Genomic DNA, 24,098 nt, shown 5'->3' with positions numbered 1-24,098 from the left:
CACCGCGCGTAGGTGTCGCGCAGGTACCGCACGCATATGTCACGCAGGCGCCGCGCGTAGACGTCACGGACGCACTGCACGTGTCCGTCACGCGGGCACTGCACGTATACGTCACGCGGGCACTGCGCGTATACGTCACGCACCGCACGTGTCCGTGGAGAGCTACAGAGTGCTGTGGAGACAGAGAGGGAGTGCACGGGTGAGTCATCCGGAGATGCAGCCCGAGGGGCCCCCTCGGGAGGGTGGCAGCAGCCCCACCCGGGAGAGCGGCAGCCGGGGCCGCGGCCGGAGGGATCTTGCGGGGCGGGTCTTTCCGCTCGGCGACTGGGGGGAGCCGGCCGACCGCCTGGACGCGCTCTATCTCTGGTGCGAGGAGGGCGCGCTGCGCAGCGCCGACTGGTATCTGCGCGGCCGGCGGGCCAAACGCCGCGGCGCGCGGATACTGCGGGTGGGGGCCGCGGCCGGGATGACGGCGGGCGGGGTGCTCCCGCTGCTGGATCTGGCCGGGATCCGGCAGGGCGGGGCACCCTGGGGCGCTCTGTCGCTGCTGCTGGCGGCGGTGTGTGTGGGCTGCGACCGGTATTTCGGGGTGACCGCCGGCTGGATGCGGGACCTGGCGACCGCCCAGGCGATTCACCGGCGGCTGGAGGCGCTGCAGTTCGACTGGGCGGTGGAGAGTGTGCGCGAGGTGCTCGGGCCGGCCGAGGGTTCGGCGGGTGAGGCGGCCGAGCGCTGTCTGGGCGTGCTGCGGCGGTTCAACGAAGACCTCGGGGAGCTGGTACGGGCCGAGACGGCCGACTGGATGGCGGACTTCCGGGCCGATTCGCTGCGGTTTGCCGCGGCGCGCGGGGGCGGCTTCGCCGCCGTGGAAGCGCGTCAGGAGGAGCCGGGGCCGCCGGGGCGGTTTGTGGTGCCGCAGCGGGCGCGGCCGAACATGCCGCGGCAGCGGCCGCCGGACGCGCGTTGAGCGCTTGTCTTTGGCTTCCCATCTTTGGCTTCCCACGTTTCCGGCTGTCCCGCCGTGGGGGTTGCTCGCCGTTGCGCCTGGCGGCGGGCCGGTTCGCTGCGCTTTGCCTCGGCCCGTTGTCGGCTTTCCCGCCGCGGTTGCTGCCGTTGCGCCTGCGGCGGGCCAGGTCCGCTGCGCGGGGCTGTGGGTGCGGGGACGGGCCGGAGGGGCGGGGTGTCCGGACTGCTTCGCTTTACGTCCGGACACCCCGCCCCTCCGGCCCGTCCCCTCCCGTGAGTGGGTGGAGATCAGGTGGTGGGTGGGGACGGTCAGTGGGTGGGTGCGGGTCAGCTGAAGACGATCATGGAGCCTTGGCCCAGGCTTCGGGTGGCGGCCGCGTGCAGGCCGAGCCATACGTGCCGTTCCCGGGCGAACGGGCTGTCGTCCAGGGGGACCGCGCCCGCCCGCTCCTCCAGGGAGGTGGGGCCGGCCGGCGGGGCGGGGGCGGCCGGCGGATTGGCCGGATCGATACCGAGGGATGGCGCAACAAGTTCGAGGTCGCGCAGCAGACCGTGCGAGGAGCCCAGCGGGCCGCCACCCTCCAGCAGTTCGTCGTTGGCGAGCGGGTGCGGGAAGTCGACCGGGACGTAGGCGCCGGCGTGGTCGTAATGCCACACGAGATGGGACTGCTGCGCGGTGGTCTCGAACATCTCCAGCAACTGCTCGTAGTCACCACCCAGTTCGTCGACCGGGGTCACTTCCAGGTTGCACAGTCGCAGCAGGTAGGCGCGGCGCAGGAAGTGCAGTGCGTCGTAGTCGAAGCCGGCGACGGGGGCGACGTCACCGGACAGACCGGGCATATAGCTGAAGACCGGGACCGGTGGCAGACCCGCTTCCGTCAGGGCCTTGTCGTAGCCGGCGATCTCTTCGGAGAACGGGTTGTCGGGGCTGTGGCACAGCACATCGACGAGGGGTACCAGCCACAGGTCACATGCCACGAGTGTGGGCTCGCTTCCGGTCGGGGACAGGGACACCGGCGCACGTACAGCTACGGGTACGGCCCATTACGGCCGATGGTCGGGACAGCGTAGTGCTACCCGCGCGTTCCGACGAGAGCGAGGGAGTGCTCGTTGTACTCGGCGATCAGCCGCTGGGCCGCCGGCAGGTCGTGCTGGAGCAGGGCGTCGGCCAGCGCGCTGTGGCCCTGCCACAGATGCCCCTTGAGATCGCCCTCGCGGCGCAGCAGCGGCACCGCGAACATCCAGGTCTGGACGCGGATCCGGTCCAGGAAGTCGCTGATGTAGGCGTTGTTCACGATGCTGCTCAGCTCGCGCCAGAACCGCAGGTCGTAGCCGATCAGGACGTCCAGGTCACCGCCCCGCGCGGCCCGTTCGGCCTCGTCGGCGCGGCGCCGGATGGAGATCAGCACCTCGGCGGGGGTCTCCCGCAGGGCACGGTCGGCGCCGCTGCGGAAGATGCCCTCGATGATCAGGGTGCGGGCCTCGACCATGGCGCGGAAGTCGTCGGCGGTGAAGGCGTGCACCTTGAAGCCGCGGTGCTGTTCGACGTCGAGCAGGCCCTGGGCGCAGAGGTCGAGCAGCGCCTCGCGCACGGGGGTGGCGGAGACGCCGTACTGCTCGGCGATCTCCTTGACGGTGAAGGGGTGGCCGGACGGCAGCCGGCCGGCCAGGACCTCGTCGCGCAGTGCGTCGGCGATCTGCTGGCGCAGGGTGCTGCGTCGTATGACTGAGCTGTCTCCGCCGGCGGCCATCGTGTGCGTCTCCTTCGACGTCCCTGACCGCGCAGGTGGGAGCGGCCCCCGCCCACGATAGGCGAGGGCCGCACCGCGATGCCGCCCGAGGTTACCGTCGGTCCGCCGGACGGCACGTCCGTGACCTGCGGTTCCGCCCCCGGCGGCGTCGCCTGGGGGGGCTCAGACGGTGTGGGCGTCGGCCGCCGTCAGGGCCTCGTCGAGGGCGGCAAGGCCCTCCTTGGCCTCGGCCTCGGTGATCGTGCAGGCCGGGACGACATGCGTCCGGTTCATGTTCACGAACGGCCACAGGCCGCCGCGCTTGCAGGCCGCGGCGAATTCGGCCATCGGGGCGTTGGCCGCGCCGGCCGCGTTGTAGGGGACCAGCGGCTCGCGGGTCTCCTTGTTCTTGACCAGGTCCAGCGCCCAGAAGACGCCCATACCGCGGACCTCGCCGACGGACGGGTGGCGCGCGGCGATCTCGTGCAGCGCGGGGCCGATGACCCGCTCGCCGATGCCGGCGGCGTTCTCCACGATCCGCTCCTCGGCCATCGCGTTCATGGTGGCGACGGCGGAGGCGCAGGCCAGCGGGTGGCCGGAGTAGGTCAGACCGCCCGGGTAGGGGCGCTGGTCGAAGGTCGCGGCGATCTCGGCGCTGATCGCGACGCCGCCCAGCGGGACGTAGCCGGAGTTGACGCCCTTGGCGAAGGTCAGCAGGTCGGGGGTGACGCCGAAGTGGTCGGCGGCGAACCACTTGCCGGTACGGCCGAAGCCCGCCATGACCTCGTCGAGGATGAAGACGATGCCGTGGCGGTCGCAGATCTCCCGGACGCCGGCGAGGTAGCCGGCTGGCGGGACCATGATGCCGGCGGTGCCGGGCACCGTCTCCAGGATGATCGCCGCGATCGACTGCGGGCCCTCGAAGGCGATGGTCTGCTCCAGGTGCGCGAGGGCGCGCTCGCACTCCTGCGCCTCGTTCTCGGCGTGGAAGGCCGAGCGGTAGAGGAACGGGCCCCAGAAGTGCACGACACCGGCGGAGGCGGTGTCGGAGGGCCAGCGCCGCGGGTCGCCGGTCAGGTTGATCGCGGTGGCGGTGGCGCCGTGGTACGAGCGGTAGGCGGAGAGCACCTTGGCGCGGCCGGTGTGCAGCCGGGCCATGCGGACCGCGTTCTCCACGGCCTCCGCGCCGCCGTTGGTGAAGAAGATCTTGTCGAGGTCGCCGGGGGTGCGCTCGGCGACCAGCCGGGCGGCCTCGGACCGTACGTCCACGGCGAATCCGGGCGCGATGGTGCACAGCTTGGCGGCCTGCTCCTGGATCGCCGCGACGACCTTGGGGTGCTGGTGGCCGATGTTGGTGTTGACCAGCTGCGAGGAGAAGTCGAGGTAGCGGTTGCCGTCGTGGTCCCAGAAGTACGCGCCCTCGGCGCCGGCGATCGGCAGCGGGTCGATCAGGCCCTGCGCGGACCAGGAGTGGAAGACGTGCGCGCGGTCGGCGGCCTTGACGGCCGCGCCGGTTGACGGGTCGGCGGAGGCGGAGGGCGTCGTGGTCACGGTCAGTACCTCGGATCGGGTCGCTCGGGTCCGCCGTGGGACGGTCGCGGCGAACGCCCTCAGCGTAGGGATCACGGTCCGCCGGGCGGTACCGACACTGTGTGTGACTCCACCCACGACGCGCGGACATTCTGTCCAGAATCGCGGGCGGCCGGCTGCGGTGGCCCGTGGCCTCGCAGCCGGGTGGGTCAGGCGGCCGTGGGAAAGGCCGTCCGTACCGCGTGGCGCCAGTGATCGGCGGCCAGGTCCGGGCGCAGTGCCGACAGTCCGCCGCAGTAGCGGGTGAAGGCGGCGGCCCGGACGCCGTGGCCGCGCAGCAGCCGGTCCGCCTCGGTCAGCCGGTCCGCGTCGGTCAGCCGGCCGGCAGTCCGGATCTCGACGAGGACCAGCCCGCCGTCGGCGCGTACCGTGCGGCCGGACTCCAGGTCCCGGCAGCGCAGCGCGGCGTCACAGGTGATGCGCAGGCCGTCCGCGACGAAGGTGGCGCGGGTGTAGTCGGTCTCCAGGGCGCCGTCGAGGTCGGTGGGGGCCGCAAGGCCGTAGGCGCGGTCCAGTACGGCGGCGAGGAAGCCGCGCGGGGCCGCACCGAGGGCGGGGTCGCCCGGCAGCAGCGGCCGCCGGTGCTTCACCGTCTCGCCGCGCCGTCCGGTGAGCTTGACCTCGAACTGCCGCTCCCCGATGTCCTCGTAGTGCCGCTCGCGGATCGTGTAGCGCAGTGGCAGGCCCTGCCGGTGGTCGTGGAAGGAACGCAGGTCAGGGGTGTCGTAGTGGAGGGAGCGGTAGCGGAACCAGCGGCGCCCGTTGATGCACAGCGCCGCGAACGGGCCGCCCGGCCTGCGGTGGTCAGTGAGTTCGGCCGCGAAGGCGGCGAAGACCTCGACCGGGACGAGGTAGCGGCGGTCGAAACGGGCGAGGAGTTCGGCCCGCGCCTGGACGTCGGCGAGCGGCACCGGGCGTGCGGCCATGGCGGCACGGGCGAGGGCGCGTACGGCGGGAATCACACGGTCTCCTTGGCGGTTGAGGGACGGGAGAGGGGGCGTGCGGGGCCGGGAGGCGCTGTTCCGTGGGCGTGGTGCCGAGGTCGGTGGCGGGGTGGTCGCGGTGCCCGCCGTGGGCGTGGTGGGCGTCGGGGTACGCGTACGACGATCCTCGCCCGTCGGAAAGTTCCGGGACGCGAAAACCGACATCCGGGAACGTCGCATCCCGGCCACGGGCGGGCGGTTCATGGCGGCGCTGCCGGAACTCTCGGCGGCGTGGGAAGAGTTGGGCGGCGCGGGAAGAGTCGGCCGGTGCCCCGGACACCGCCGGCTGCGGGGGCATGACGGCCCGCGGCCTGCCGGGGGCCAAGGCGCCCTCGGTATCCTCACCGCGGCGGAGGGGGCGCGGGCAGCACGTGTGCACAGGCGGCCCGCCCACTCGCCCGGGGGGCGGATTCGGGGGGAAGGGGCGGAAGATCGTGGAACGGCCAGGACATGTGGGGCCACAGGGGTGGCAGAGGCTGCTGGGGCGCGCAAACGGACCGGCGGGGCTGATGCCGCTGGATGCGCAGGATCCGCCGCGGATCGGGGACTACCGCCTGCTCGGGCGGCTCGGCGAGGGCGGCATGGGGCGGGTGTTCCTGGCCCGTTCGGACCGCGGCCGTACGGTCGCGGTCAAGCTGGTGCGTGCGGAGCTGGCCGGTGAGGAGGAGTTCCGGGCGCGCTTCCGGCGGGAGGTGCGGGCAGCCCAGCAGGTCGCCGGGGAGTGGACCGCACCCGTACTGGACGCGGACACCGAGGCCGAGACCCCCTGGCTCGCCACGGGCTATATCGCGGGGCCTTCCCTGCAGCAGGTCGTCGGCGGCAGCGGCACCCCGCTGCCCGAGCGGACGGTACGGATCCTGGCCGCCGGGCTGGCCCGTGCGCTGGGGTCGATCCATGCCGCCGGAATCATCCACCGCGACCTCAAGCCGTCCAACGTGCTGCTCACCATCGACGGGCCGCGGGTCATCGACTTCGGCATCGCGCGCGCCCTGGAAGCGGTGGCCGGCCACGGCGTGACGCATACCGGCGGGGCGATCGGCTCGCCCGGCTTCATGTCACCGGAGCAGGTGCGCGGCGCGCCGCTGACCCCGGCCTGCGACGTCTTCAGCCTCGGTGCCGTGCTGGCGTACGCAGTGACCGGGCGGCAGCCGTTCGGGACGGCCGACAGCGTCGCGCACGCCGTGATGTTCCGCATCGCCCAGGAGGATCCCGACCTCTCCGCGGTGCCCGAGGGACTGCGCGGGCTGATCGCCGGCGCTCTCGCCAAGGACCCCGGACAGCGGCCCACGCCCGCGCAGTTGGTGGCGCAGGCGGAGGGCGGCAGCGGTGACGGGGGCCGGCCGGGTGCGGACGACGAGCCGTGGCTGCCGGGGGCGTTGACCGCGCGGCTGGGGCGGCACGCCGTGGAACTGCTGGCGGCGGAGAACCCGCAGAACCGGGACACCGCCCGGGACGGGGAGCCGCCCACCGCCGTCGTGCCCACGCCCTCCGCACCGGGCCGCGCCCCGGCGACGGCGCCACCGCCGTCTCAGGGCCCGGCGGCGTACTCGCCCGCCACCTCCGCACCCCACCCTGACGCGGCGTCGACGCCCGCCCCGGCCGGCAGGCCGCCGCGCCGCCGCGGTGCCGGTGCCGCCCTGGTCACCGCGGCCGCGCTGGTGCTCGCCGGGGCCGGTGCGGTCGCTGCGTACGCCCTGATGAGCGCGGACGGCAGCGGCCTGCGGTCGACGGACGCCGGCGACGCGGGCGGCACCGGCGCCCAGCGGACGGCGGGGTCCGCGAAGGGCAGGCTTCCCGCGGACTACCTGGGCACGTGGGAGGCGACGCTGGGCGACTCCCACGACGAGGTCCGGCGCTTCACCCTCACGCAGGGCAAGGCCGGTGACATCGTGCTGACGATGACGGCGACCGGGGCGGACTACCGCTGCGAGTTCGCCGCCGCACTGGCCCATGCGGGGCCGCCGGTCCGCCTCGGCCCCTCCACCGTGGTCTCCGGGCCGGACGGCTGCTCTCCGGGCTCGCCGAGCACCCTGGAGATGGTGCGCGGCAAGCTGCGCCGCATCTCCGACGACGGGAAGGCGCTGACGTACCACAAGCTGCCGTCCGACAAGAGAAGCTGACGGCCCCGAGACCCGGGGACGCAGACGGCCCGGAGAACCGGAGAAGCTGACAACCCGGAGAAGCTGACGGCCCGGAGAAGCAGACGGCCCGTGCGGACGCGCTCGGCCGCGCTCCCCTTCCCGCGCCCCGTCACGCCCCTCGCTCCCGTCCGGGCGCCGATTGTTCCCCCGTCGTGACGATCTCTCGGCCCTGACGCGATCCGCGGCCGCCTACGCTCGGAGCACGCCTGCTGCCGGAACGCGCCTCAGGCACACCACGAGACGGGGGAGGGCGCCCGGATGGACGGCCTGCGGGAGCTGACGGCCGACGATCCGCCGTGGATCGGGGACTACCGGCTGCTCAGCCGTCTCGGCGGCGGCGGGATGGGGCGCGTCTACCTCGCCCGTTCCGAGGGCGGCAGGACCGTCGCCGTGAAGCTGGTGAAGGCCGAACTCGCCGTGGAGGAAGAGTTCCGGGACCGCTTCCGTGCCGAGGTCGCGGCCGCGCGGCGGGTCGGCGGGCGGTGGACAGCGCCGGTGCTGGACGCCGACACCGACGCAGCGGTCCCGTGGGTCGCCACCGGATATATCGCGGGCCCCACCCTGGGCGAGGTCGTCGGCGGCACCTACGGCCTCATCCGGCGCCCGGGCCCGCTGCCGGAGTATTCGCTGCGGCGGCTGGCGTACGGGCTGTCCTGCGCGCTGCGCGACATCCACGGCGTCGGCCTGGTGCACCGCGACCTCAAACCGTCCAATGTGCTGCTGACCATCGACGGGCCGCGGGTCATCGACTTCGGTATCGCGCGCGCCCTGGACGCGGTCGGGGACCGGACCGGGACCCGCACCGGCACGGTGCTCGGCTCGCCCAGCTTCATGTCGCCCGAGCAGGTACGGGGGCAGCGCGCCGGCCCGGCCAGCGATGTCTTCTGCGTGGGGTCGGTGCTGGCGTACGCGGCGACCGGGCGGCAGCCGTTCGGCAGCTCCACCTCGGGCTTCCACGCGGTGATGTTCAAGATTGCCCAGGAGGAGCCCGAGCTGACGGGGGCGCCGGACGGCATCCGCGGCCTCATCCAGGACTGTCTGGCCAAGGACCCGGCAGCGCGGCCCACCCCCGGGGAGATCGCCGACCGCATGGGGCCGGTACCCGCCGGCTCCTTGGCCGCCCCCTGGCTGCCGGCGGAGCTGATCGCGAGCCTGGGCCGGCACGCCGTACGCCTCCTGGACACCGACACCCCGCCCGGGGGCCGGCCGCCGACGCTCACGTCCACCCGCCCCTCCCCCGCTCCCGCACCGCCGCCCCCGGACGAGCCCTCCGCACCGGCGCCCCGCCGCCGCCCCCGCCGGCTCCCCCTCCTGCTCGCCACCGCCGGCGCCGGCGCCGTTGCCGCGGCCGCCGCCACCGCCGTCGCGGTCCCGCTGCTGAGCGGCGGCGCGAGCGCCGACCGGAGCGCGTCCGACATCCCGGCCCGCTTCGTCGGCACCTGGTCGGGCCCGGTGCTGCGGGACGGGGAGCCCACCGGGCAGCAGCGGCGGTTCGTGATCACCAACGGCACGGCCGGCGAGGTGGTCGCCAACAGCACCAGCCTCGGCGCCACCTACGAATGCCGCAGCGACGGCAAGCTGGTGTCCGTCACGGCGCACGACGGGCACCCGGTGCTCCGGCTGGACACCACGGTCGTGCGGTCGATCCCCGCGGGCCGCTGCGCCGCGCTCGGCGAGCACACCCTCGAAGCGGGCAACGGCGGCACCCTGGCCTGGGCGGCGGCCGGCCGCACCGCGACCCTGCACCGCACCGGCCCGGCCGAATCCACCGTCCCGGCCGGCTACCTCGGCACCTGGCAGCGGCCGGACGCCGACGGCTACGGCAGCCAGCGCCTCACCCTCACACAGGCCCCGGCGGGCAGCAGGGTCCTCACCACCGTCGTCATGGGCCGCGGCGGCCGCTGCACGGAGCACGCCGACCTGTTCGCGGCGGAGGGCGGCAGCCTGACCGTCGGCCCCTCCGTCGTCGACCGGCCCGCCCCCGGCTGCGCACCGGGCAGCAGCTCCGTCCTCCGCCTGAACGGCGACGGCACCCTGCACCGCGAGTTCCTGGGCACCGACAAACAGCCGCGCACCTACTCCAGGGCGGAGTAGGTGCGCGGCTGCGGGTGCGCTGCGGTGTCCCCGGGGACCACGCGGGGCGTGGCTACGACAGGAACGAGTTGATCTCGATCGTCTCGTCCCGGCCGGGGCCGACGCCGATCGCGGAGATCGGGGCGCCGGACATCTCCTCCAGGGCCTTGACGTAGGCCTGGGCGTTCTTCGGCAGGTCGGAGAAGGACTTCGCCTTGGTGATGTCCTCGGACCAGCCCGGCAGCGTCTCGTAGACCGGCTTCGCGTGGTGGAAGTCGGACTGGCTGTAGGGCAGCTCCTCGACGCGCTTGCCGTCGATCTCGTAGGCCACGCAGACCGGGATCTGCTCCCAGCCGGTGAGCACGTCGAGCTTGGTCAGGAAGAAGTCGGTCAGGCCGTTGACGCGGGTCGCGTAGCGGGCGATGACCGCGTCGAACCAGCCGCAGCGGCGGTCCCGGCCGGTGGTGACACCGCGCTCGCCGCCGATCCGGCGCAGCGCCTCGCCGTCCTCGTCGAACAGCTCGGTCGGGAACGGACCGGCGCCGACGCGCGTCGTATAGGCCTTGAGGATGCCGATGACGCGGTTGATCTTCGTGGGGCCGACGCCTGCGCCCGTGCAGGCGCCGCCCGCGGTCGGGTTCGAGGACGTGACGAAGGGGTACGTGCCGTGGTCGATGTCCAGCAGCGTGCCCTGGCCGCCCTCGAAGAGGACCACCTTGTCGTCGTCGAGCGCCTTGTTGAGGATCAGGGTGGTGTCGGCGACATAGCCCTTGATCTTGTCGGCGTAGCCCAGCAGCTCCTCGACGACCTGGCCGGCCTCGATGGCGCGGCGGTTGTAGAGCTTGGACAGGAGCTGGTTCTTGACCTCCAGGGCCGCCTCGACCTTCTGCATGAGGATCGACTCGTCGTAGAGGTCCTGCACCCGGATGCCCACGCGGTTGATCTTGTCGGCGTAGGTCGGGCCGATGCCGCGCCCGGTGGTGCCGATCTTCCGCTTGCCGAGGAACCGTTCCGTCACCTTGTCGACGGTGATGTTGTACGGCGTGATCAGGTGCGCGTTACCGCTGAGCAGCAGCTTGGACGTGTCGACGCCGCGCTCGTTGAGTCCGCTCAGCTCGGAGAGCAGGACCGCCGGGTCGACCACGACACCGTTGCCGATGACCGGGGTGCACCCCGGGGAGAGGATTCCGGAAGGGAGAAGGTGCAGCGCGTACTTCTGGTCGCCGACGACGACCGTGTGGCCGGCGTTGTTGCCGCCCTGGTAGCGCACCACATAGTCAACGGACCCACCGAGCAGGTCGGTGGCCTTTCCCTTGCCCTCATCACCCCACTGAGCACCGAGCAGCACAAGTGCGGGCACAGGCGTACACCCCTTCCGGGCGGGGCATGTCCAACGTGCGTGGACGGCGTCCGCGTGCGTGTTCACGCGTACGTCATCGCTGGAGACGTCGGACCGGTGCCCCGGAATAGACGAAGCCCCTGGCGCAATAGCGCAAGGGGCTCTTGCACCGAGATGCTACCTGAGGAAGGACCGAGGTGTCGGCGCAGCCTTCTGGGCACTTTCCCGTGGACTCCGTTCGGGGGCACCCCCTGCTCGTGGTCATCGACCCGGTCGCCCGCAGTACGGACGGCGAGTCCGTGCGGATCGCGAAGGATGTCCTGTGCGCGGGCGCGGGGGCGAAAATCTGCCTCCCGGAGGGGCCGGAGGAATTCGCGCGGGTCCTGGCCCGGCGCGGCCACCGGCGGCCGGTGGTGATCGGTGACGACCGGGCGCTGCTGCGCGTGGTGGGCCTGCTGCACAAGGAACGCGAGCTGGCCGCGGTGCCGCTGTCGATGGTCCCGGTGGGCGCTCCGGCCGCCGTGGCGCTGAGCCGCGCGCTGGGCGTCCCCACGGACACGGTGGCCGCCGCGCGCGCCGTCCTGGACGGCGGGGAGCGGCCGCGGGACCTGCTCACGGACGACAGCGACGGCATCGTGCTCGGCGGGCTGCGGATCCCCTGCGGGAGCGCGGCGGCCCGGCAGGGCGGCGGGGTGTATGTGCCCGCGGCGGCCCCCGCGGTGGCCCCGGCGGATCCGCGGGAGGCCCGGGAGGCCGTGGAGGCGCCGGACGGCCCGGCGGGCGGGCTCGACGGGCACCGGCCGTGGTGGCAGCCGGCCGCACGGACCGCCCGTACGGCGCTGGCGCTGCTGGCGGCGCCGGCCGCCGGGCTGGGCGGGCGGCGCGCACGGGTACCCGGAGCGCGGCTGCGGATCGAGGCGGACGGGGTGCTGCTGGCGGATCTGGACCGGCCGGTGCGCGGGGTGTCGGTGATGCCCGGCGGACGGGCCGGGGCGGACGGGCCGCGGCCCGGGGCCCATGACGCGCTGGCCGAGGTGGTCGTGCACTGGCCGGGCGGGGGCCGGCCGGTACGGGCCCGGGCGCGGGCGGTGACGGTGTCCGGCGCGGATTTCCACTACCGGGCGGACGCGGTGGTCGCCGGGCCGGTCAGGACCCGTACCTGGACCCTGCAGCCGGGGGCCTGGCGGCTCCAGCTACCCCGGGGGTGAGCGTCGGCCGGTGCCTCAGCGGGCGGCGTTCCCGGTGCCTCAGCGGGCGGCGTCGTCGTATTCGGCCCGCATCCGGTCGCGGTGCTCGCGCCAGCGCTGCAGCATCCCCGCGAGCTCTTCCTGCAGGAACTCGAAGAAGACCAGCGTCTCGCTCATCCGGCGGCCCGCCGGGGAGGCCTCGCCCAGGCTCTCGACGCCCTCGCGCAGGGTGCCCTCCCAGCGGGTGAGGACGTTGTCCCGGCGGGCCAGCGCCTCGTACCACTGGTCGCTGTGCACGCGGTAGCGGTCGCGGCGGGAGCCCGGCTCCCGCTCCCTGCTGACCATGTCGACCTGGGAGAGGTAGCGGATCGCGCCGGAGACGGCGGCGGGGCTGACCTGCAGGCGCTCGCCGAGTTCGGCGGAGGTCAGCACGCCGGAGTCGGAGGCCAGCAGACAGGCGAAGACGCGGGCGGACATCCGCTGCATACCGGCATCGACGAGCTGGGCCGCGAACCGCTCGACGAACTGCGAGACCGCCTCGTCGTCGCGCGTGTCCCCGGCCGTCTGCGCGGTCCGGCCCGCGCCGTGCTGTCGCTGCTCGCTCATGTCCGCATCATCTCCCCTGATCAGAACCGCCCCTCCAACTTTATACGTTTTCTTAACTTCACAAATTTGTGAAACTAGCGTACTTTCCGAAGCATGACCAAGGCAATCTCTCCCGCTCCGGCGGTCCGGGTCGACGGCCTGTACAAGTCCTTCGGCCGCACCCGCGCACTGGACGGCCTCGACCTGCACGTCGAGGCCGGTGAGGTCCATGGCTTCCTCGGACCCAACGGCGCCGGGAAGTCCACGACGATCCGCGTCCTGCTGGGCCTGCTGCGCGCCGACGGCGGCACGGCCCGGCTCCTGGGCAAGGACCCCTGGCAGGACGCCGTCGAGCTGCACCGCCGGCTCGCCTACGTCCCCGGCGATGTGACCCTGTGGCGCAATCTCTCCGGCGGCGAGGTCATCGACCTCCTCGGCCGGCTGCGCGGGGGGCTGGACGCCGCGCGCCGGGCCGAGCTCCTGGAGCGGTTCGAACTCGACCCCACCAAGAAGGGCCGGACCTACTCCAAGGGCAACCGGCAAAAGGTCGCCCTGGTCGCCGCCTTCGCCTCCGACGCCGACCTGATCGTCCTCGACGAGCCCACCTCCGGGCTGGACCCGCTGATGGAGGAGGTCTTCCAGAGCTGTGTCGCCGAGGCGCGCGACCGCGGCCGTACGGTGCTGCTCTCCAGCCATGTGCTGTCGGAGGTCGAGGCGCTGTGCGACCGCATCAGCATCATCCGCAAGGGACGGACCGTCGAATCCGGCTCGCTGGGAGAGCTGCGGCATCTGACCCGCACCTCGGTCATCGCCGAACTCGCCGGCCCGCCCGACGGGCTGGCCGCGCTCCCCGGCGTCCACGGCCTGGCCGGCGGGCCGATCCGGGGGAGCCGGGGCCACCGCGTCGAGCTCCAGGTCGACACCGACAAGCTCGACGCCGTCCTGCGCTCGCTCACCGCCTCCGGCGTCCGCAGCCTCACCAGCACCCCGCCCACCCTGGAAGAGCTCTTTCTGCGCCACTACCAGGACGACACCCGCGGCGCAGCGGCGGTCGCGCGATGACCGCCGTGGCCGCGGCCCTCCCCGCGCCCGCCGCACGCCCCCGTCATCTGGCCGGCACCGGCGCCCTGTTGCGCCTCGCGCTGCGCCGCGACCGGGTGATGATCCCGGCCTGGGTGCTGGCCCTCGGGCCGGCCGTCGCCGCCATGGGCGCGTCCTTCGAGGCGGTCTACGGCACCGCCGCCGAGCGCGCCCGGCTGGCCGCCTCGATGAACGGCAACGGTTCGATGCGCGCGCTGTACGGGCCGGTCTTCAGCGACTCCCTCGGCGGCCTGGTCGCCTGGCGGATGGCCGGTTTCGGTGCCGTCCTCGCCGCGGTGATGAGCCTGCTGATCGTCGTCCGGCACACCCGCGAGGAGGAGGAGACGGGCCGTCAGGAGCTGCTGTCCGCCGCCATGAGCGGCCGCCGGGCACCGCTGACCGCGGCCCTGCTGACGGCCCTGCTCGCCAATGCCGGGCTCGCCGTGCTGATCGCGGGCGGCCTGACCGCCTCCGGTCTGCCGGGCGCCGGCTCCCTCGCGCTCGGCGCCGCCATCGGCACCGCCGGCCTGCTCTTCGCCGGCCTGGCCGCCATCGCCGCCCAGCTGACCGAGAGCGCACGGCTCGCCAAGGGCCTGACCGGCGCGGCCCTCGGCCTCGCCTTCGCGCTGCGCGCCGCGGGCGACGCCGCAGACCCCGCGGCCGCCTCCCCGCTCACCTGGCTCTCACCGATCGGCTGGGCGCAGAACCTGCGGCCGTACGCCGGCGAGCGCTGGTGGATCGCCCTGCTCTCCCTGGCTGCCGCCGCACTGGCCGTCGTCGCCTCCTACGCCCTGACCGCCCGCCGTGACCTCGGCATGAGCTTTCTGCCGGCCCGCCCCGGACCGGCGCTCGCGCCGCGCTCCCTGAGCGGCCCCTTCGGTCTGGCCTGGCGGCTCCAGCGCGCCACCCTGCTGGGCTGGAGCCTCGGCTTCCTGTGCGCCGGCGGGGTCTTCGGCGGCATCGCCGAGGGCGCCTCCGATCTGGTCGGCGGCAACCGGCAGACCCGCGAGATCGTCGAGCGGATGGGCGGTCAGCAGGGCCTGACCGAGGCCTTCCTGGCCACCATGACCGGCCTGCTCGGGATGGTGGCGGCGCTCTACGCGGCCGGTGCGGTACTGCGGCTGCGCGGTGAGGAGACCGGGGCGCGCGCGGAGCCGGTGCTGGCCGGCGCGGTGGGGCGGCTGCGCTGGGCGGCCGGCCATCTGGCCTTCGCCTACGCGGGCACCGTCGTCATCCTGGCCGCCGGCGGCCTGGGCCTGGGCCTCGCCTACGGACTCCCGTCCGGCGACCTCGGCGGCGCACTCGGCCCCGTCCTGGCCGCCGCCCTCGCCCAGGTCCCGGCCATCTGGACGCTCACCGGCCTGGCGGTCCTCACCTTCGGCCTGCTCCCCGGGGCCACCGGCGCCGTCTGGGCCCTGGTCGGCGGCTGCCTGGCCCTCGGCTGGATCGGCCCCTCCCTCAAGTTCCCCGGGTGGGCCATGGATCTCTCCCCGTACAGCCACCTCCCCAAGCTGCCCGGCGCGGAGGTCACCGCCGCCCCGTTCCTCTGGCTGACGGCTCTCTCCGCCCTCCTCGCCCTCGTGGGCCTGGCGGGCCTGCGCCGGCGCGATCTCGGCTGATCCCGCGGCGGCCGGCCCTGCCGCGCCGGGCCGTCCCGTATCCGTGCGCCGCCGGAGCTGTAGCGGACTCCGGCGGCGCACTTGCGTATGCCGTGGCGCCGGGCCGGATTTCCTTCTGCCGTACGGCGCCGGGTGGGCGTCCCGCGGTGGCGCGCGCTGTCCACAGGGTGTGGACAGAGCACAGAAATCCGCCGACGGCCAGTCACTCTTCGCGATTTCACCTGCTCGCGCGTTAACCCGTAGTAACTCTGGAGCAATAAGTGACGCAGCCGTTACTTTCCGCATGCACGGCCGTGACCACGGCCCGCGGCACCGGAGGGGTTCATGCCACGCATCACCACCAAGATCGGCATGCTGGCGGCGGCAGCACTGCTCGCCGTTGCGGCGGCCGGGCCCGCCCAGGGCAAGCAGGCGGGCGACGCCGCACACCGCACCGGGGACGCGTCGGCGGCCTACTTCGTGATGACCGACGTCACCCGCGAGGAATTCGTCATCAAGCTCACCGACCCCCGCAAGATCCAGCACGCCCGGGACCTGCTGAGCGGCGCGTCCCACTCGGAACCGCATGTCGTCGGCCGGATCGAGAAGCGCCCCGCCCCGTACAACTGGCGCTGGAGCTTCCATCTCCGCCCGGAGACCATCGACTTCTTCGACTTCGCCATCGAGGTCTGTGACGCCACCACGCCCTATGTCGAAGAGCATCTGGACGAGGCCGGCGGGCCGTTCCTGCCGGGGCTGGTCTGGTGTCCGTGGACGTCGAGGCTGGTGCGGGAGGTCCCGCAGCCGTAGGGCCTGTCTTCAAAGTCGCGTCGTTCGCCCGTAGGGCGGGCCTCGCGGTGTCTGGTGCACTTCACTCGCTCCGCTCGCTCCGTCTCGGCTCCTTATGAAGTCCGTGGATGCCGAGCGCGATCGCAAGGCGGAGGGTCTTCCCGGTACTGGGTGTACCGGGGAGATCCCGACAACGCGGCGAGCGGGCGTGCCAGGCGCCGCGAGGCAGGCGGGACTTTGAAGACAGGCCCTACGGCCTGAGGTGACGGGCCGCCGGCGGGCGGGGCCCGCCGGCGGCCCACGCCGTGCGCCCCCGCCACAAGCCGTGGCGCGGGCCTCAGCCCCCCGGCGTCACCAGCCGCGCCTCGTACGCGAACACCGCCGCCTGGGTGCGGTCGCGCAGCCCCAGCTTCACCAATATCCGGCTGACATGCGTCTTCACCGTCGATTCGGCCACGACGAGATGCTCGGCGATCTCGCCGTTCGACAGGCCCTGGGCCACCAGCACCAGGACCTCGGTCTCGCGCTCCGTGAGATCGGCGATGCGCTCCTGGGCGGGGGCGCGAGGGGTGCCGAGACGGGAGAACTCGGAGATCAGGCGCTTGGTGACGGTGGGGGCGAGCAGCGCCTCCCCGGAGGCGACGATGCGGACGCCCTCGGCGAGCTGGCCGGCCGAGGCGTCCTTGAGCAGGAAGCCGCTGGCCCCGGAGCGCAGCGCCTGGTAGACGTACTCGTCCAGGTCGAAGGTGGTCAGCACCAGGACCTTGGCGTCCGCGTCGGCGGCCACGATCTCGCGGGTCGCCTCCAGGCCGTTCATCTCCGGCATCCGGATGTCCATCAGGACGACATCGGGCTTGAGGACCGCGACCTTGTGCACCGCCTGGCGGCCGTCGACCGCCTCCCCGACGACCTCGATGTCCGGCATGGCGTTGAGCAGGACGGAGAAGCCCTCACGGACCATCACCTGGTCATCGACGATCAGTACCCGGATCATGCCTTGCCCCCCACCGTTTTCTCGCCCGCCGTGCGCACCACCGGGAGGAACGCCGCGACCTCGAAGCCGCCGTCCTCGGTGTGGTCGGCCGTCATCTCGCCGCCCAGCATCTGTACCCGCTCCCGCATGCCCAGCACCCCGTGGCCCGCGCCCGGCGAGGGCTTGGCCAGGCGGCTCGGCGGACCGTTGACGATCCGTACGCCCAGCCCGCCCAGCACATAGGAGATCTCCACCCGTGCCGCGGCGCCCGGCGAGTGCCGCAGCGCATTGCTCAGCGACTCCTGCACGATGCGGTACGCGGACAGCTCCACGCCCTGCGGCAGCGGCCGGGGCGCACCGGTGGTCACCGCCTCGACGGTCAGCCCGGCGCTGCGGACGCTGGCGAGCAGCGCGTCGAGGCTGCCGAGCGTCGGCTGCGGGGCCTCCGGATCGGCCTCGGCGAAGGCGTCCGGGTCGGCGGAGCGGACCACACCGAGGATGCGGCGCAGCTCGGCGAGCGCGGCGACGGCGTTCTCCCGGATCGTCGAGAAGGACGTGGCGAGCTCGGGCGGGGTGTCCTTGACGCGGTAGGGCGCCGCCTCGGCCTGGATGGCGATCACGGACATGTGGTGGGCGACCACATCGTGCAGCTCACGGGCGATGAGGGCGCGCTCCTCCAGGAGCGTGCGCCGGGAGCGCTCCTCCGCGGTGGCGGTCAGCGTCTCGACGACCTGCCGGCGCTCCTCACGCCAGGCGCGGATCGCGGCGGCGGAGACCAGCACCACACCGCAGAACACCGCGACCGGCGGCAGATCGCCGGTGTCCATGCCGAGGAGCGCCGTCAGCACGGCCGCCGCGGCGAAGGTGACCAGCCACATCTCGATGGCCAGCCGGGGCCGGGTGCGCAGCACCACGAGGACCATCACGGCGAGGTGGACGGGGAAGGCCACCTCCCCGACGACGCTGCCGAACGGGGACTCGAGGGCCGCGTGGGTGACCGCCGACACGACGAACGCGCCCACCGACAGCCAGTAGGCGCCCACCGGGCGGAAGAGCGTGAGCAGCGGCCCGGCGGCGACCAGCGCGCTGAAGCCGGCGACCACGATGCCGCGCAGCGCGCCGGGCCCGGAGCTGTCGGCGAAGGTCCCCAGGAAGACACACACCGAGAAGAAGCCGACGAGGGAGTGCGGCAGCCACCGCGCCCAGTGCCGCAGCCGCTGCGGCAGGAACGGCAGCCACCGGGACACCTTGGCGTCCTCCAGCGGCGGCATCGGGCGGAAGGCGAAGGCGCCGACGAACAGGTCCTGGCGCAGCCGGTGCAGCGCCCCATGGGCTATCCGGGCCTCGGAACGCAGGTGGCTCTGCGTCTGGGTGGTGTCGTTCACGCTGACAAAGGTAAGCAACGACGGGCCCCAGGGCGTCCCCACCAGTGGGGATCTGCCGAGGTCCGCCTCAAGTACTACAGGTGCGGCGCAGTTGGGCGAAGAGTGTGTGACAGCTGGGGCTGCCGGGGGTGACGGGGCCGTAGTGGCCGACGCCGGGCAGCTCGTGCAGGTCCGTGGTGCCGGGGCTGTGTGCGGCGTAGCGGCGGGAGAGGTCGAGCGGGACGTCCGGGTCGTCGGTGCCGTGCAGGATCGTGACCGGGACGCCGGCGGGCGGGTGGCACGCCGGGTCGGCGGCGGCGATCCGATCCGCGAGGCCGGGCCCGTCGCCGAGCAGTTCGGCGACCGCGCCGTTGCTCAGGCCCAGCGCATGGGCGCGGGCGAGGTCGGCGACCGGTGCGACGGCGAGGACGCGGGAGAGGCGGGTGCCGGGGCGGGCGGCGGCGAGCAGCGCGAGCTGGCCGCCCGCGGAGTGGCCGACCAGCACCGGATCCCCGCCACCCGGCAGCTCGCGCACCGCCGCCGCAAGGCCCGCCGTCACATCGTCGAAGGTCTGCGGCGCCCCGCCGCCCGCACCGACCCTGCGGTACTCGGCGAGCGCGACCGGCAGCCCCTGCCCGGCCAGTGCGGCGGCGAGCGGTGACAGATGGCGGCGGTCGTAGGCGGCGCGCCAGAAGCCGCCGTGCAGGAGGACGACCGGCGGGGGCCCGGCCGCCTGCGCCTGTGCCCCGTCGGCCGCCCTCGCCTCCTCGGCCGCCGTCGCCCCGTCCGCCACCCGCGCGCTCTCGGCCGCCCGCGCGTCCTCGGCCGCCCACTCGCCGCCTGCCACCCGCGGCAGGTACAGGTCGACGATCTGGTCCGGATGCGGCCCGTACGCCACCGTCCGGTCCGGCGCCACCGGGGCCAGCCCCAGCAGCGCCGCCTCCTCGTCCGCCGCGCTCACCCGCCGGCCCCGGCCGCCCCGGACTCGACATCGGGCAGCGCCCTCAGCACCTCGCCGAGCACCCACGCCGCCCGCTCCGCGTCCGCGAACGAGGTGTAGAGCGGGGTGAAGCCGAAGCGCAGCACGTCGGGCGGGCGGAAGTCGCCGACCACCCCGCGCCGGATCAGCTCGTCCATCACCTCCTCCGCCGCGGGGGAACACTCCAGCGACACCTGGCTGCCGCGCCGCCGGTGGTCGTACGGCGTGACGGAGCGGGCCCGGCCCGGCGGCACGTAGGCGTTCACGCACTCCAGGAAGAAGTCGGTCAGGGCGAGGCTCTTGGCGCGTACGGCCTCGATGGACACCCCGTCCCAGACCTCCAGTGCCGCCTCCAGGGCGAGCAGCGAGAGGATGTCGGGGGTGCCGACCCGGCCGCGCGCGATGCCCTCGGCGGGGACGTACGCGGGGTCCATGGCGAACGGATCGCCGTGCGAATTCCAGCCCGGCAGCGGCGATTCGAACCGCTCCTGGAGGCTTTCGCGGATGTAGAGGTAAGCGGGCGCACCCGGGCCGCCGTTGAGGTACTTGTACGTGCAGCCCACGGCGAGGTCGACGTGGTGCGCATCGAGGCCGACCGGCAGCGCACCGGCGCTGTGGCACAGGTCCCAGACGGCGAGCGCGCCCGCGGAGTGCAGCGCATGGGTGATGCCGGGCAGGTCGTTGAGCCGTCCGGTGCGGTAGTCGACGTGGTTGACCAGCGCCAGCGCGGTCCGCTCGGTGACCTCGTCGGCGATCCGCGCGGGCTCGACCGGGCGCACCGCGAGGCCGGTCATCCGGGCCGCGGACCGGGCGATATAGCCGTCGGTCGGGAAGGTCGTGGCATCGACGAGGATCTCCGTACAGCCCTTGCCGGCCATCCGGACGCCGCCCACCACGGCCTTGAAGAGGTTGACGCTGGTCGAGTCGCCGACCACCACCCGGCCCGGTGCCGCGCCGATCAGCGGCGCGATCTTGTCGCCGACCCGCTCGGGCGCGGTCCACCAGCCGGACTCGGTCCAGGAGCGGATGCGCAGCTCGCCCCACTCGCGGGCGATGACATCGGCGATCCGGCCGGGCACCGTACGGGGCAGCGCGCCGAGGGAGTTGCCGTCCAGGTAGACCCCGGCGTCGCCGGAGGCGTGATCGGGCGCGGCGTCGAGGACGAAGCGGTCACGGATCGCGGCGAGCGGGTCGGCGGCGTCCTGCTCCGCGGCCCGCGCGGCCTGCTCACGGGCGCCGGACGGCTCCTGGAGGCCGGTGTGGTCGGGGTATTCCGGGGTCTCAGACATGGCTGCGCGCCGTCCACAGCTCCGGGAAGACATTCTTGCGGGCCCGCTTCTCCAGCCAGGCCACCCCCGCCGAGCCACCGGTGCCCATCTTCGCTCCCATGGCCCGCCAGGTCGCGACCAGGTGGTCGTTGCGCCAGCGCCAGACCAGCTCGGCCACATCGGTCAGCGCCTCGCCGAGCCGGACGAGGCCGGACTCCTGCGGCCCGGCGTAGATCCCGGCCCAGACGGCCTCGACGGCCGGGTCGGCCTCGTAGCGCAGCGCGGGGTCCCGCCGGAGGACGGCCTCGGGCACGGCATGGCCGCGGCGGGCGAGCAGCCGCAGCACCTCGTCCCACAGGCTCGGCTCCTGGAGGGCCTTCTCCAGTTCGGCGTGCTCCCGTGAGGCGCCGCGGTGCGGCACCAGCATCGACGCGGACTTCTCACCGAGCAGGAACTCCATCCGCCGGTACATGGCGGACTGGAAGCCGGAGCCCTCGCCGAGCGCGCTGCGGTAGGCGTTGAACTGCGCCGGGGTCAGCCGGGCGAGCGGCTTCCAGGCGGCGTTCAGCGCCTCCAGCTCGTAGGTGGACCGGCGCAGCGCCTCCTCCGCCACCGTCAGGTCGTCACGGCGCAGCGCCTCGGCGGCGGTGCTCCACTCATGGACGATGACGGTGAACCACAGCTCCATGACCTGGGTGGTGACCAGGAAGACCATCTCGCCGGGGTCGTCGGAGAGCGGGTGCTGCAGGTGGGTGAGGACATCCGCCTGGACATAGTCCTCGTACGGGGTCGTACCGCTGCTGCCGATGCTGAGATCCGGGGCGAACGGCGGGTCGGGCTCGGCGGTGCCGGCCGCTGCGGGACCCGCTGTGGGGGCGATCGAGGCGCTGTTCACGGGGTCGGTGGGAGACGGCTGCGACATGAGGGACTCCTCAGGTGCGAACTACCGGGTAGCGGTCCGCCCCTTCCTCGTCGGCTCGGGAGCCCCGGTCCCCTCGGGCGCGGGATCACCCGGCCCACTGGAAATGATCCGTGCTGGGCAGCGACCGCGCAAGGGCCGACCGCGATCACGCGGCCGGCCCGTTGATCTTGCCCGGCGCTGCCCCGCGGGCGGGCCGTGGCCCTTGTTGCGGGGAGAACCGGTGGCAGCCCCTCAGCCGAGGGTGTCGGCCGCGGTCGGCGAGGAGTCCCGCAGGAAGGCCGAGCAGCGCTCGTACTCCTCCTGCTCACCGATCACCTGGGCGGCGCGGGCGAGGGCGTGCAGCGCCCGCAGGAAGCCGCGGTTGGGCTCGTGCTCGAACGGCACCGGGCCGTGGCCCTTCCAGCCGGCCCGGCGCAGCGCGTCCAGGCCGCGGTGGTAGCCGGTGCGGGCGTAGGCGTACGACTCCACGACCCGGCCTTGCTCGAAGGCGTCGTCCGCGAGCTGGGCCCAGGCCAGGGAGGAGGTCGGGTACTTCGCGGCGACGTCGGACGGCGCCGTGCCCGAGGCGAGCAGTTCGCGGGGTTCCGGGTCGTCGGGCAGATGGGTCGGGGGCGGTCCCCCGAGCAGATTCTCGTGAATGGCCATGCTTCCCAGTCTGCCTGGTCGCCGGGGCGGGGCGGGCGGCGGCCGGGATCTTGCACCCTGGGGTACGGCGGACAGGGGCGGACAGGGGCGGCCGGAGGCGTGGGGATACCGGCGGCTGACGGCCTGGGCGGGTGCCGGCGGTCGGCGGGCCCGGGCAGTTACGGGGCCGGAGGCCTGGCCCGGGCTGCTAGGGGGTGTCCCCCTCGGCCGGCCGGCCCGGCTGTCCCCCGCTGCCCGGCAGCCGCTGGACCTTCCGGACCGTGGTCTCGCCCGGATCCAGCGGCGGTGCGCTCACCCCGCAGTGGTAGGTCGTCTCCGCCCGGCAGGGCTCCTGGGCGCCCGGTGCGGCGCGCAGCACATTGGTGCGTACGGTCAGCACGGCGATCAGCGCGCCGATCACCAGGATGCCCGCGCACAGCGGCATGGCCCGCTGGAAGGCCGCGCCGAATGCGTCCGCCGAGCGGTAGGCCTCCGGGCCGATGCCCGCCAGCAGCGGCAGCGCGGCCACCGCCATCAGGCTCGCGGCCCGCGCCGCCGCGTTGTTGATGCCGCTGGCCAGGCCCGCCCGGTCCACGTCCACCGAGGCCAGCACGGTCGAGGTGAGCGGCGCGACCAGCGTCACCATGCCCGCGCCCAGCACCACCAGCGCGGGCAGCACATCGGCGAAGTACGAGGCGCCCCGGCCGGCCCGTGTCATCAGCAGCATCCCCGCGGCGCACAGCAGCGGTCCGACGGTGAGCGGAATGCGCGGGCCGATGCGCTGCCCCAGCTGGCCCGAGCGGGCGGACAGCAGCAGCATCAGCACGGTGGTGGGCAGCAGCGCGGTACCGGCCTGCAGCGCCGAATACCCCACCACGACCTGGAGCTGGAGCACGGCGAGGAAGAAGAAGCCGCCGAACGCGGCGTAGACGCACACCGTCACGGCGTTGACGGCCGAGAACAGCCGGATGCCGAAGATCGCCGGGGGCAGCATCGGATCCTTCCGCCGCCGCTCGACATGGACGAAGAGCACCCCGAGCAGCACCCCGGCCACCGCCGGAACGATCACGCCGGGCCCGGCGCCTCCGCCCGGGGCGGCGATCAGCGCATAGGTCACTCCGGCCAGCGCCAGCGCCCCCAGCACCGCGCCGGACACATCGAAGCCGCGGCGCTCGCGGGCGTCCCGCTCCCGGGTCTCGGGGACGTGCCGCAGCGCCACCGGTACGCACACCGCCGCCAGCGGCACGTTCAGGAAGAACACCCAGCGCCAGCCGGCCCCGTCCACCAGCCAGCCGCCGATGAACGGGCCGACCGCCGCGGCCACACCGCCGAGCCCCGACCAGGCGCCGACCGCCCGCGCCCGGTCATCGGGGTGGAAGACGGCCTGGATCAGGGCCAGCGAGCCGGGGGTGAGCAGCGCCCCGCCGACGCCCTGCAGCGCCCGGGCCGCGACCAGCACCCCGGCGCCCGGCGCGAGCCCGCACAGCAGCGAGGCCGCGGCGAACCACACCACGCCGATCACGAACACCCGGCGCCGGCCGAAGCGGTCACCGAGGGCGCCGCCCAGCAGGATCAGCGAGGAGAGGGTGAGCATGTAGGCGGTGACGGTCCACTGGAGGACCGCCAGATCCGTGTTGAGGTCCTTGCCGATCCTGGGCAGGGCGACATTGACGACGGTGCTGTCGAGCATCGCCATGCCGGACCCCAGCACGGCCGTCGCCAGCACCCACCGGCCCTGTGCCGAGGCCAGCCGGACCCTGCCGGGCGCACTCGGTTCGCTCATACCGCGAGCATGCCCGTATCCGCGCCCGCTCGCCCGCCCTGCGCACACGGCAGGCACCGGTCCGGGCACGGCAGGCACGGGTCCGGGCACACGGCAGGCACCGGGTCGGGCGCACGGCAGGCAC

Annotated in this window: 20 protein-coding genes; 7 read left to right on the top strand and 13 right to left on the bottom strand. The window is 73.9% G+C overall.

All coding sequences use genetic code 11. The annotated features are described in order from the left end of the window. The first annotated feature begins 199 nt into the window (after window positions 1-199). Window positions 200-967 (top strand): SLATT domain-containing protein, encoded by a 768-nt coding sequence (locus OHS81_RS19215; RefSeq protein ID WP_328385962.1) that lies wholly within the window; start codon window positions 200-202, stop codon window positions 965-967. 326 nt (window positions 968-1,293) lie between these two features. Here OHS81_RS19215 and OHS81_RS19210 read toward each other — a convergent pair whose 3' ends face one another. The 4 genes from OHS81_RS19210 to OHS81_RS19195 all read right to left on the bottom strand — a co-directional run bounded on the left by OHS81_RS19210 (window position 1,294) and on the right by OHS81_RS19195 (window position 5,248). Further along, entirely contained in the window at window positions 1,294-1,944 is a 651-nt protein-coding gene (locus OHS81_RS19210; protein WP_328385961.1) for a hypothetical protein, read from the bottom strand. A gap of 95 nt (window positions 1,945-2,039) precedes the next feature. After that, window positions 2,040-2,717 (bottom strand): GntR family transcriptional regulator, encoded by a 678-nt coding sequence (locus OHS81_RS19205; protein ID WP_328385960.1) that lies wholly within the window; start codon window positions 2,715-2,717, stop codon window positions 2,040-2,042. Window positions 2,718-2,879: 162 nt separating this feature from the next. Then, window positions 2,880-4,247 (bottom strand): aspartate aminotransferase family protein, encoded by a 1,368-nt coding sequence (locus tag OHS81_RS19200; RefSeq protein ID WP_328385959.1) that lies wholly within the window; start codon window positions 4,245-4,247, stop codon window positions 2,880-2,882. 188 nt (window positions 4,248-4,435) lie between these two features. Continuing rightward, complete coding sequence (locus tag OHS81_RS19195) at window positions 4,436-5,248, bottom strand: VTC domain-containing protein (RefSeq protein ID WP_328385958.1); 813 nt, start codon at window positions 5,246-5,248, stop codon at window positions 4,436-4,438. A 455-nt stretch (window positions 5,249-5,703) separates the two neighbouring features. Here OHS81_RS19195 and OHS81_RS19190 point away from each other — a divergent pair, with 455 nt between their 5' ends. Continuing rightward, window positions 5,704-7,389 carry a protein kinase domain-containing protein gene (locus tag OHS81_RS19190; protein WP_443058729.1) on the top strand — a complete coding sequence of 562 codons (1,686 nt, stop codon included), beginning with the start codon at window positions 5,704-5,706 and terminating at the stop codon, window positions 7,387-7,389. 279 nt (window positions 7,390-7,668) lie between these two features. Further along, window positions 7,669-9,504 (top strand): serine/threonine-protein kinase, encoded by a 1,836-nt coding sequence (locus OHS81_RS19185; RefSeq protein WP_328385957.1) that lies wholly within the window; start codon window positions 7,669-7,671, stop codon window positions 9,502-9,504. Between the two features lie 52 nt (window positions 9,505-9,556). Here OHS81_RS19185 and OHS81_RS19180 read toward each other — a convergent pair whose 3' ends face one another. Continuing rightward, window positions 9,557-10,843: an adenylosuccinate synthase gene (locus OHS81_RS19180; protein ID WP_086717212.1), complete on the bottom strand. Its 1,287-nt coding sequence runs from the start codon at window positions 10,841-10,843 to the stop codon at window positions 9,557-9,559. A 206-nt stretch (window positions 10,844-11,049) separates the two neighbouring features. Here OHS81_RS19180 and OHS81_RS19175 point away from each other — a divergent pair, with 206 nt between their 5' ends. Beyond that, window positions 11,050-12,030 (top strand): hypothetical protein, encoded by a 981-nt coding sequence (locus OHS81_RS19175; protein WP_328385956.1) that lies wholly within the window; start codon window positions 11,050-11,052, stop codon window positions 12,028-12,030. 39 nt (window positions 12,031-12,069) lie between these two features. Here OHS81_RS19175 and OHS81_RS19170 read toward each other — a convergent pair whose 3' ends face one another. Then, entirely contained in the window at window positions 12,070-12,615 is a 546-nt protein-coding gene (locus tag OHS81_RS19170; protein ID WP_328385955.1) for a GbsR/MarR family transcriptional regulator, read from the bottom strand. Window positions 12,616-12,708: 93 nt separating this feature from the next. Between OHS81_RS19170 and OHS81_RS19165 the strand changes: the two genes are divergently transcribed. The 3 genes from OHS81_RS19165 to OHS81_RS19155 all read left to right on the top strand — a co-directional run bounded on the left by OHS81_RS19165 (window position 12,709) and on the right by OHS81_RS19155 (window position 16,082). After that, window positions 12,709-13,656 (top strand): ABC transporter ATP-binding protein, encoded by a 948-nt coding sequence (locus OHS81_RS19165; protein ID WP_328385954.1) that lies wholly within the window; start codon window positions 12,709-12,711, stop codon window positions 13,654-13,656. Continuing rightward, window positions 13,653-15,293 (top strand): ABC transporter permease, encoded by a 1,641-nt coding sequence (locus OHS81_RS19160; RefSeq protein ID WP_328385953.1) that lies wholly within the window; start codon window positions 13,653-13,655, stop codon window positions 15,291-15,293. Before OHS81_RS19165 ends, OHS81_RS19160 begins: the two co-directional genes overlap by 4 nt. A 324-nt stretch (window positions 15,294-15,617) precedes the next feature. Continuing rightward, on the top strand, window positions 15,618-16,082 hold the full coding sequence (locus OHS81_RS19155; RefSeq protein ID WP_328385952.1) for a BP74-related protein: 465 nt from the start codon (window positions 15,618-15,620) through the stop codon (window positions 16,080-16,082). Window positions 16,083-16,398: 316 nt separating this feature from the next. Here OHS81_RS19155 and OHS81_RS19150 read toward each other — a convergent pair whose 3' ends face one another. From OHS81_RS19150 to OHS81_RS19120, 7 genes are all read right to left on the bottom strand, one after another. Then, the gene (locus tag OHS81_RS19150; protein ID WP_030989251.1) at window positions 16,399-17,055 is read right to left on the bottom strand and encodes a response regulator; all 657 of its coding nucleotides are present in this window, start codon (window positions 17,053-17,055) and stop codon (window positions 16,399-16,401) included. Then, the gene (locus tag OHS81_RS19145) at window positions 17,052-18,371 is read right to left on the bottom strand and encodes a sensor histidine kinase (RefSeq protein ID WP_328391259.1); all 1,320 of its coding nucleotides are present in this window, start codon (window positions 18,369-18,371) and stop codon (window positions 17,052-17,054) included. The genes OHS81_RS19150 and OHS81_RS19145 overlap by 4 nt, the downstream gene beginning before the upstream one ends. 115 nt (window positions 18,372-18,486) lie before the next feature. After that, window positions 18,487-19,359 carry an alpha/beta hydrolase gene (locus tag OHS81_RS19140; protein WP_328385951.1) on the bottom strand — a complete coding sequence of 291 codons (873 nt, stop codon included), beginning with the start codon at window positions 19,357-19,359 and terminating at the stop codon, window positions 18,487-18,489. Continuing rightward, window positions 19,356-20,666, bottom strand: a complete 1,311-nt coding sequence (kynU, locus tag OHS81_RS19135) for a kynureninase (RefSeq protein WP_328385950.1) — start codon at window positions 20,664-20,666, stop codon at window positions 19,356-19,358. Before kynU ends, OHS81_RS19140 begins: the two co-directional genes overlap by 4 nt. Next, complete coding sequence (locus OHS81_RS19130) at window positions 20,659-21,567, bottom strand: tryptophan 2,3-dioxygenase family protein (protein ID WP_328385949.1); 909 nt, start codon at window positions 21,565-21,567, stop codon at window positions 20,659-20,661. The genes kynU and OHS81_RS19130 overlap by 8 nt, the downstream gene beginning before the upstream one ends. A gap of 231 nt (window positions 21,568-21,798) precedes the next feature. Beyond that, entirely contained in the window at window positions 21,799-22,212 is a 414-nt protein-coding gene (locus OHS81_RS19125; RefSeq protein ID WP_328385948.1) for a DUF3151 domain-containing protein, read from the bottom strand. Between the two features lie 187 nt (window positions 22,213-22,399). Further along, window positions 22,400-23,974, bottom strand: coding sequence for an MFS transporter (locus tag OHS81_RS19120; protein ID WP_328385947.1), 1,575 nt, complete (start codon window positions 23,972-23,974; stop codon window positions 22,400-22,402). Window positions 23,975-24,098: the final 124 nt, after the last annotated feature.

The sequence above is a fragment of the Streptomyces sp. NBC_00400 genome (assembly GCF_036048035.1).
In the GTDB taxonomy this organism is placed as follows: Bacteria; Actinomycetota; Actinomycetes; order Streptomycetales; family Streptomycetaceae; genus Streptomyces.
This window is presented reverse-complemented; position numbering and strand designations above follow the sequence as displayed.

Excerpts from the sequence above, each read along its gene's own strand:
- OHS81_RS19205 (WP_328385960.1), bottom strand. The coding sequence starts at position 2,717 with ATGGCCGCCGGCGGAGACAGCTCAGTCATACGACGCAGCACCCTGCGC.
- OHS81_RS19185 (WP_328385957.1), top strand. The coding sequence starts at position 7,669 with ATGGACGGCCTGCGGGAGCTGACGGCCGACGATCCGCCGTGGATCGGG.
- OHS81_RS19170 (WP_328385955.1), bottom strand. The coding sequence starts at position 12,615 with ATGAGCGAGCAGCGACAGCACGGCGCGGGCCGGACCGCGCAGACGGCC.
- OHS81_RS19165 (WP_328385954.1), top strand. The coding sequence starts at position 12,709 with ATGACCAAGGCAATCTCTCCCGCTCCGGCGGTCCGGGTCGACGGCCTG.
- OHS81_RS19160 (WP_328385953.1), top strand. The coding sequence starts at position 13,653 with ATGACCGCCGTGGCCGCGGCCCTCCCCGCGCCCGCCGCACGCCCCCGT.
- OHS81_RS19155 (WP_328385952.1), top strand. The coding sequence starts at position 15,618 with ATGCCACGCATCACCACCAAGATCGGCATGCTGGCGGCGGCAGCACTG.
- OHS81_RS19150 (WP_030989251.1), bottom strand. The coding sequence starts at position 17,055 with ATGATCCGGGTACTGATCGTCGATGACCAGGTGATGGTCCGTGAGGGC.
- kynU (WP_328385950.1), bottom strand. The coding sequence starts at position 20,666 with ATGTCTGAGACCCCGGAATACCCCGACCACACCGGCCTCCAGGAGCCG.
- OHS81_RS19130 (WP_328385949.1), bottom strand. The coding sequence starts at position 21,567 with ATGTCGCAGCCGTCTCCCACCGACCCCGTGAACAGCGCCTCGATCGCC.
- OHS81_RS19125 (WP_328385948.1), bottom strand. The coding sequence starts at position 22,212 with ATGGCCATTCACGAGAATCTGCTCGGGGGACCGCCCCCGACCCATCTG.
- OHS81_RS19120 (WP_328385947.1), bottom strand. The coding sequence starts at position 23,974 with ATGAGCGAACCGAGTGCGCCCGGCAGGGTCCGGCTGGCCTCGGCACAG.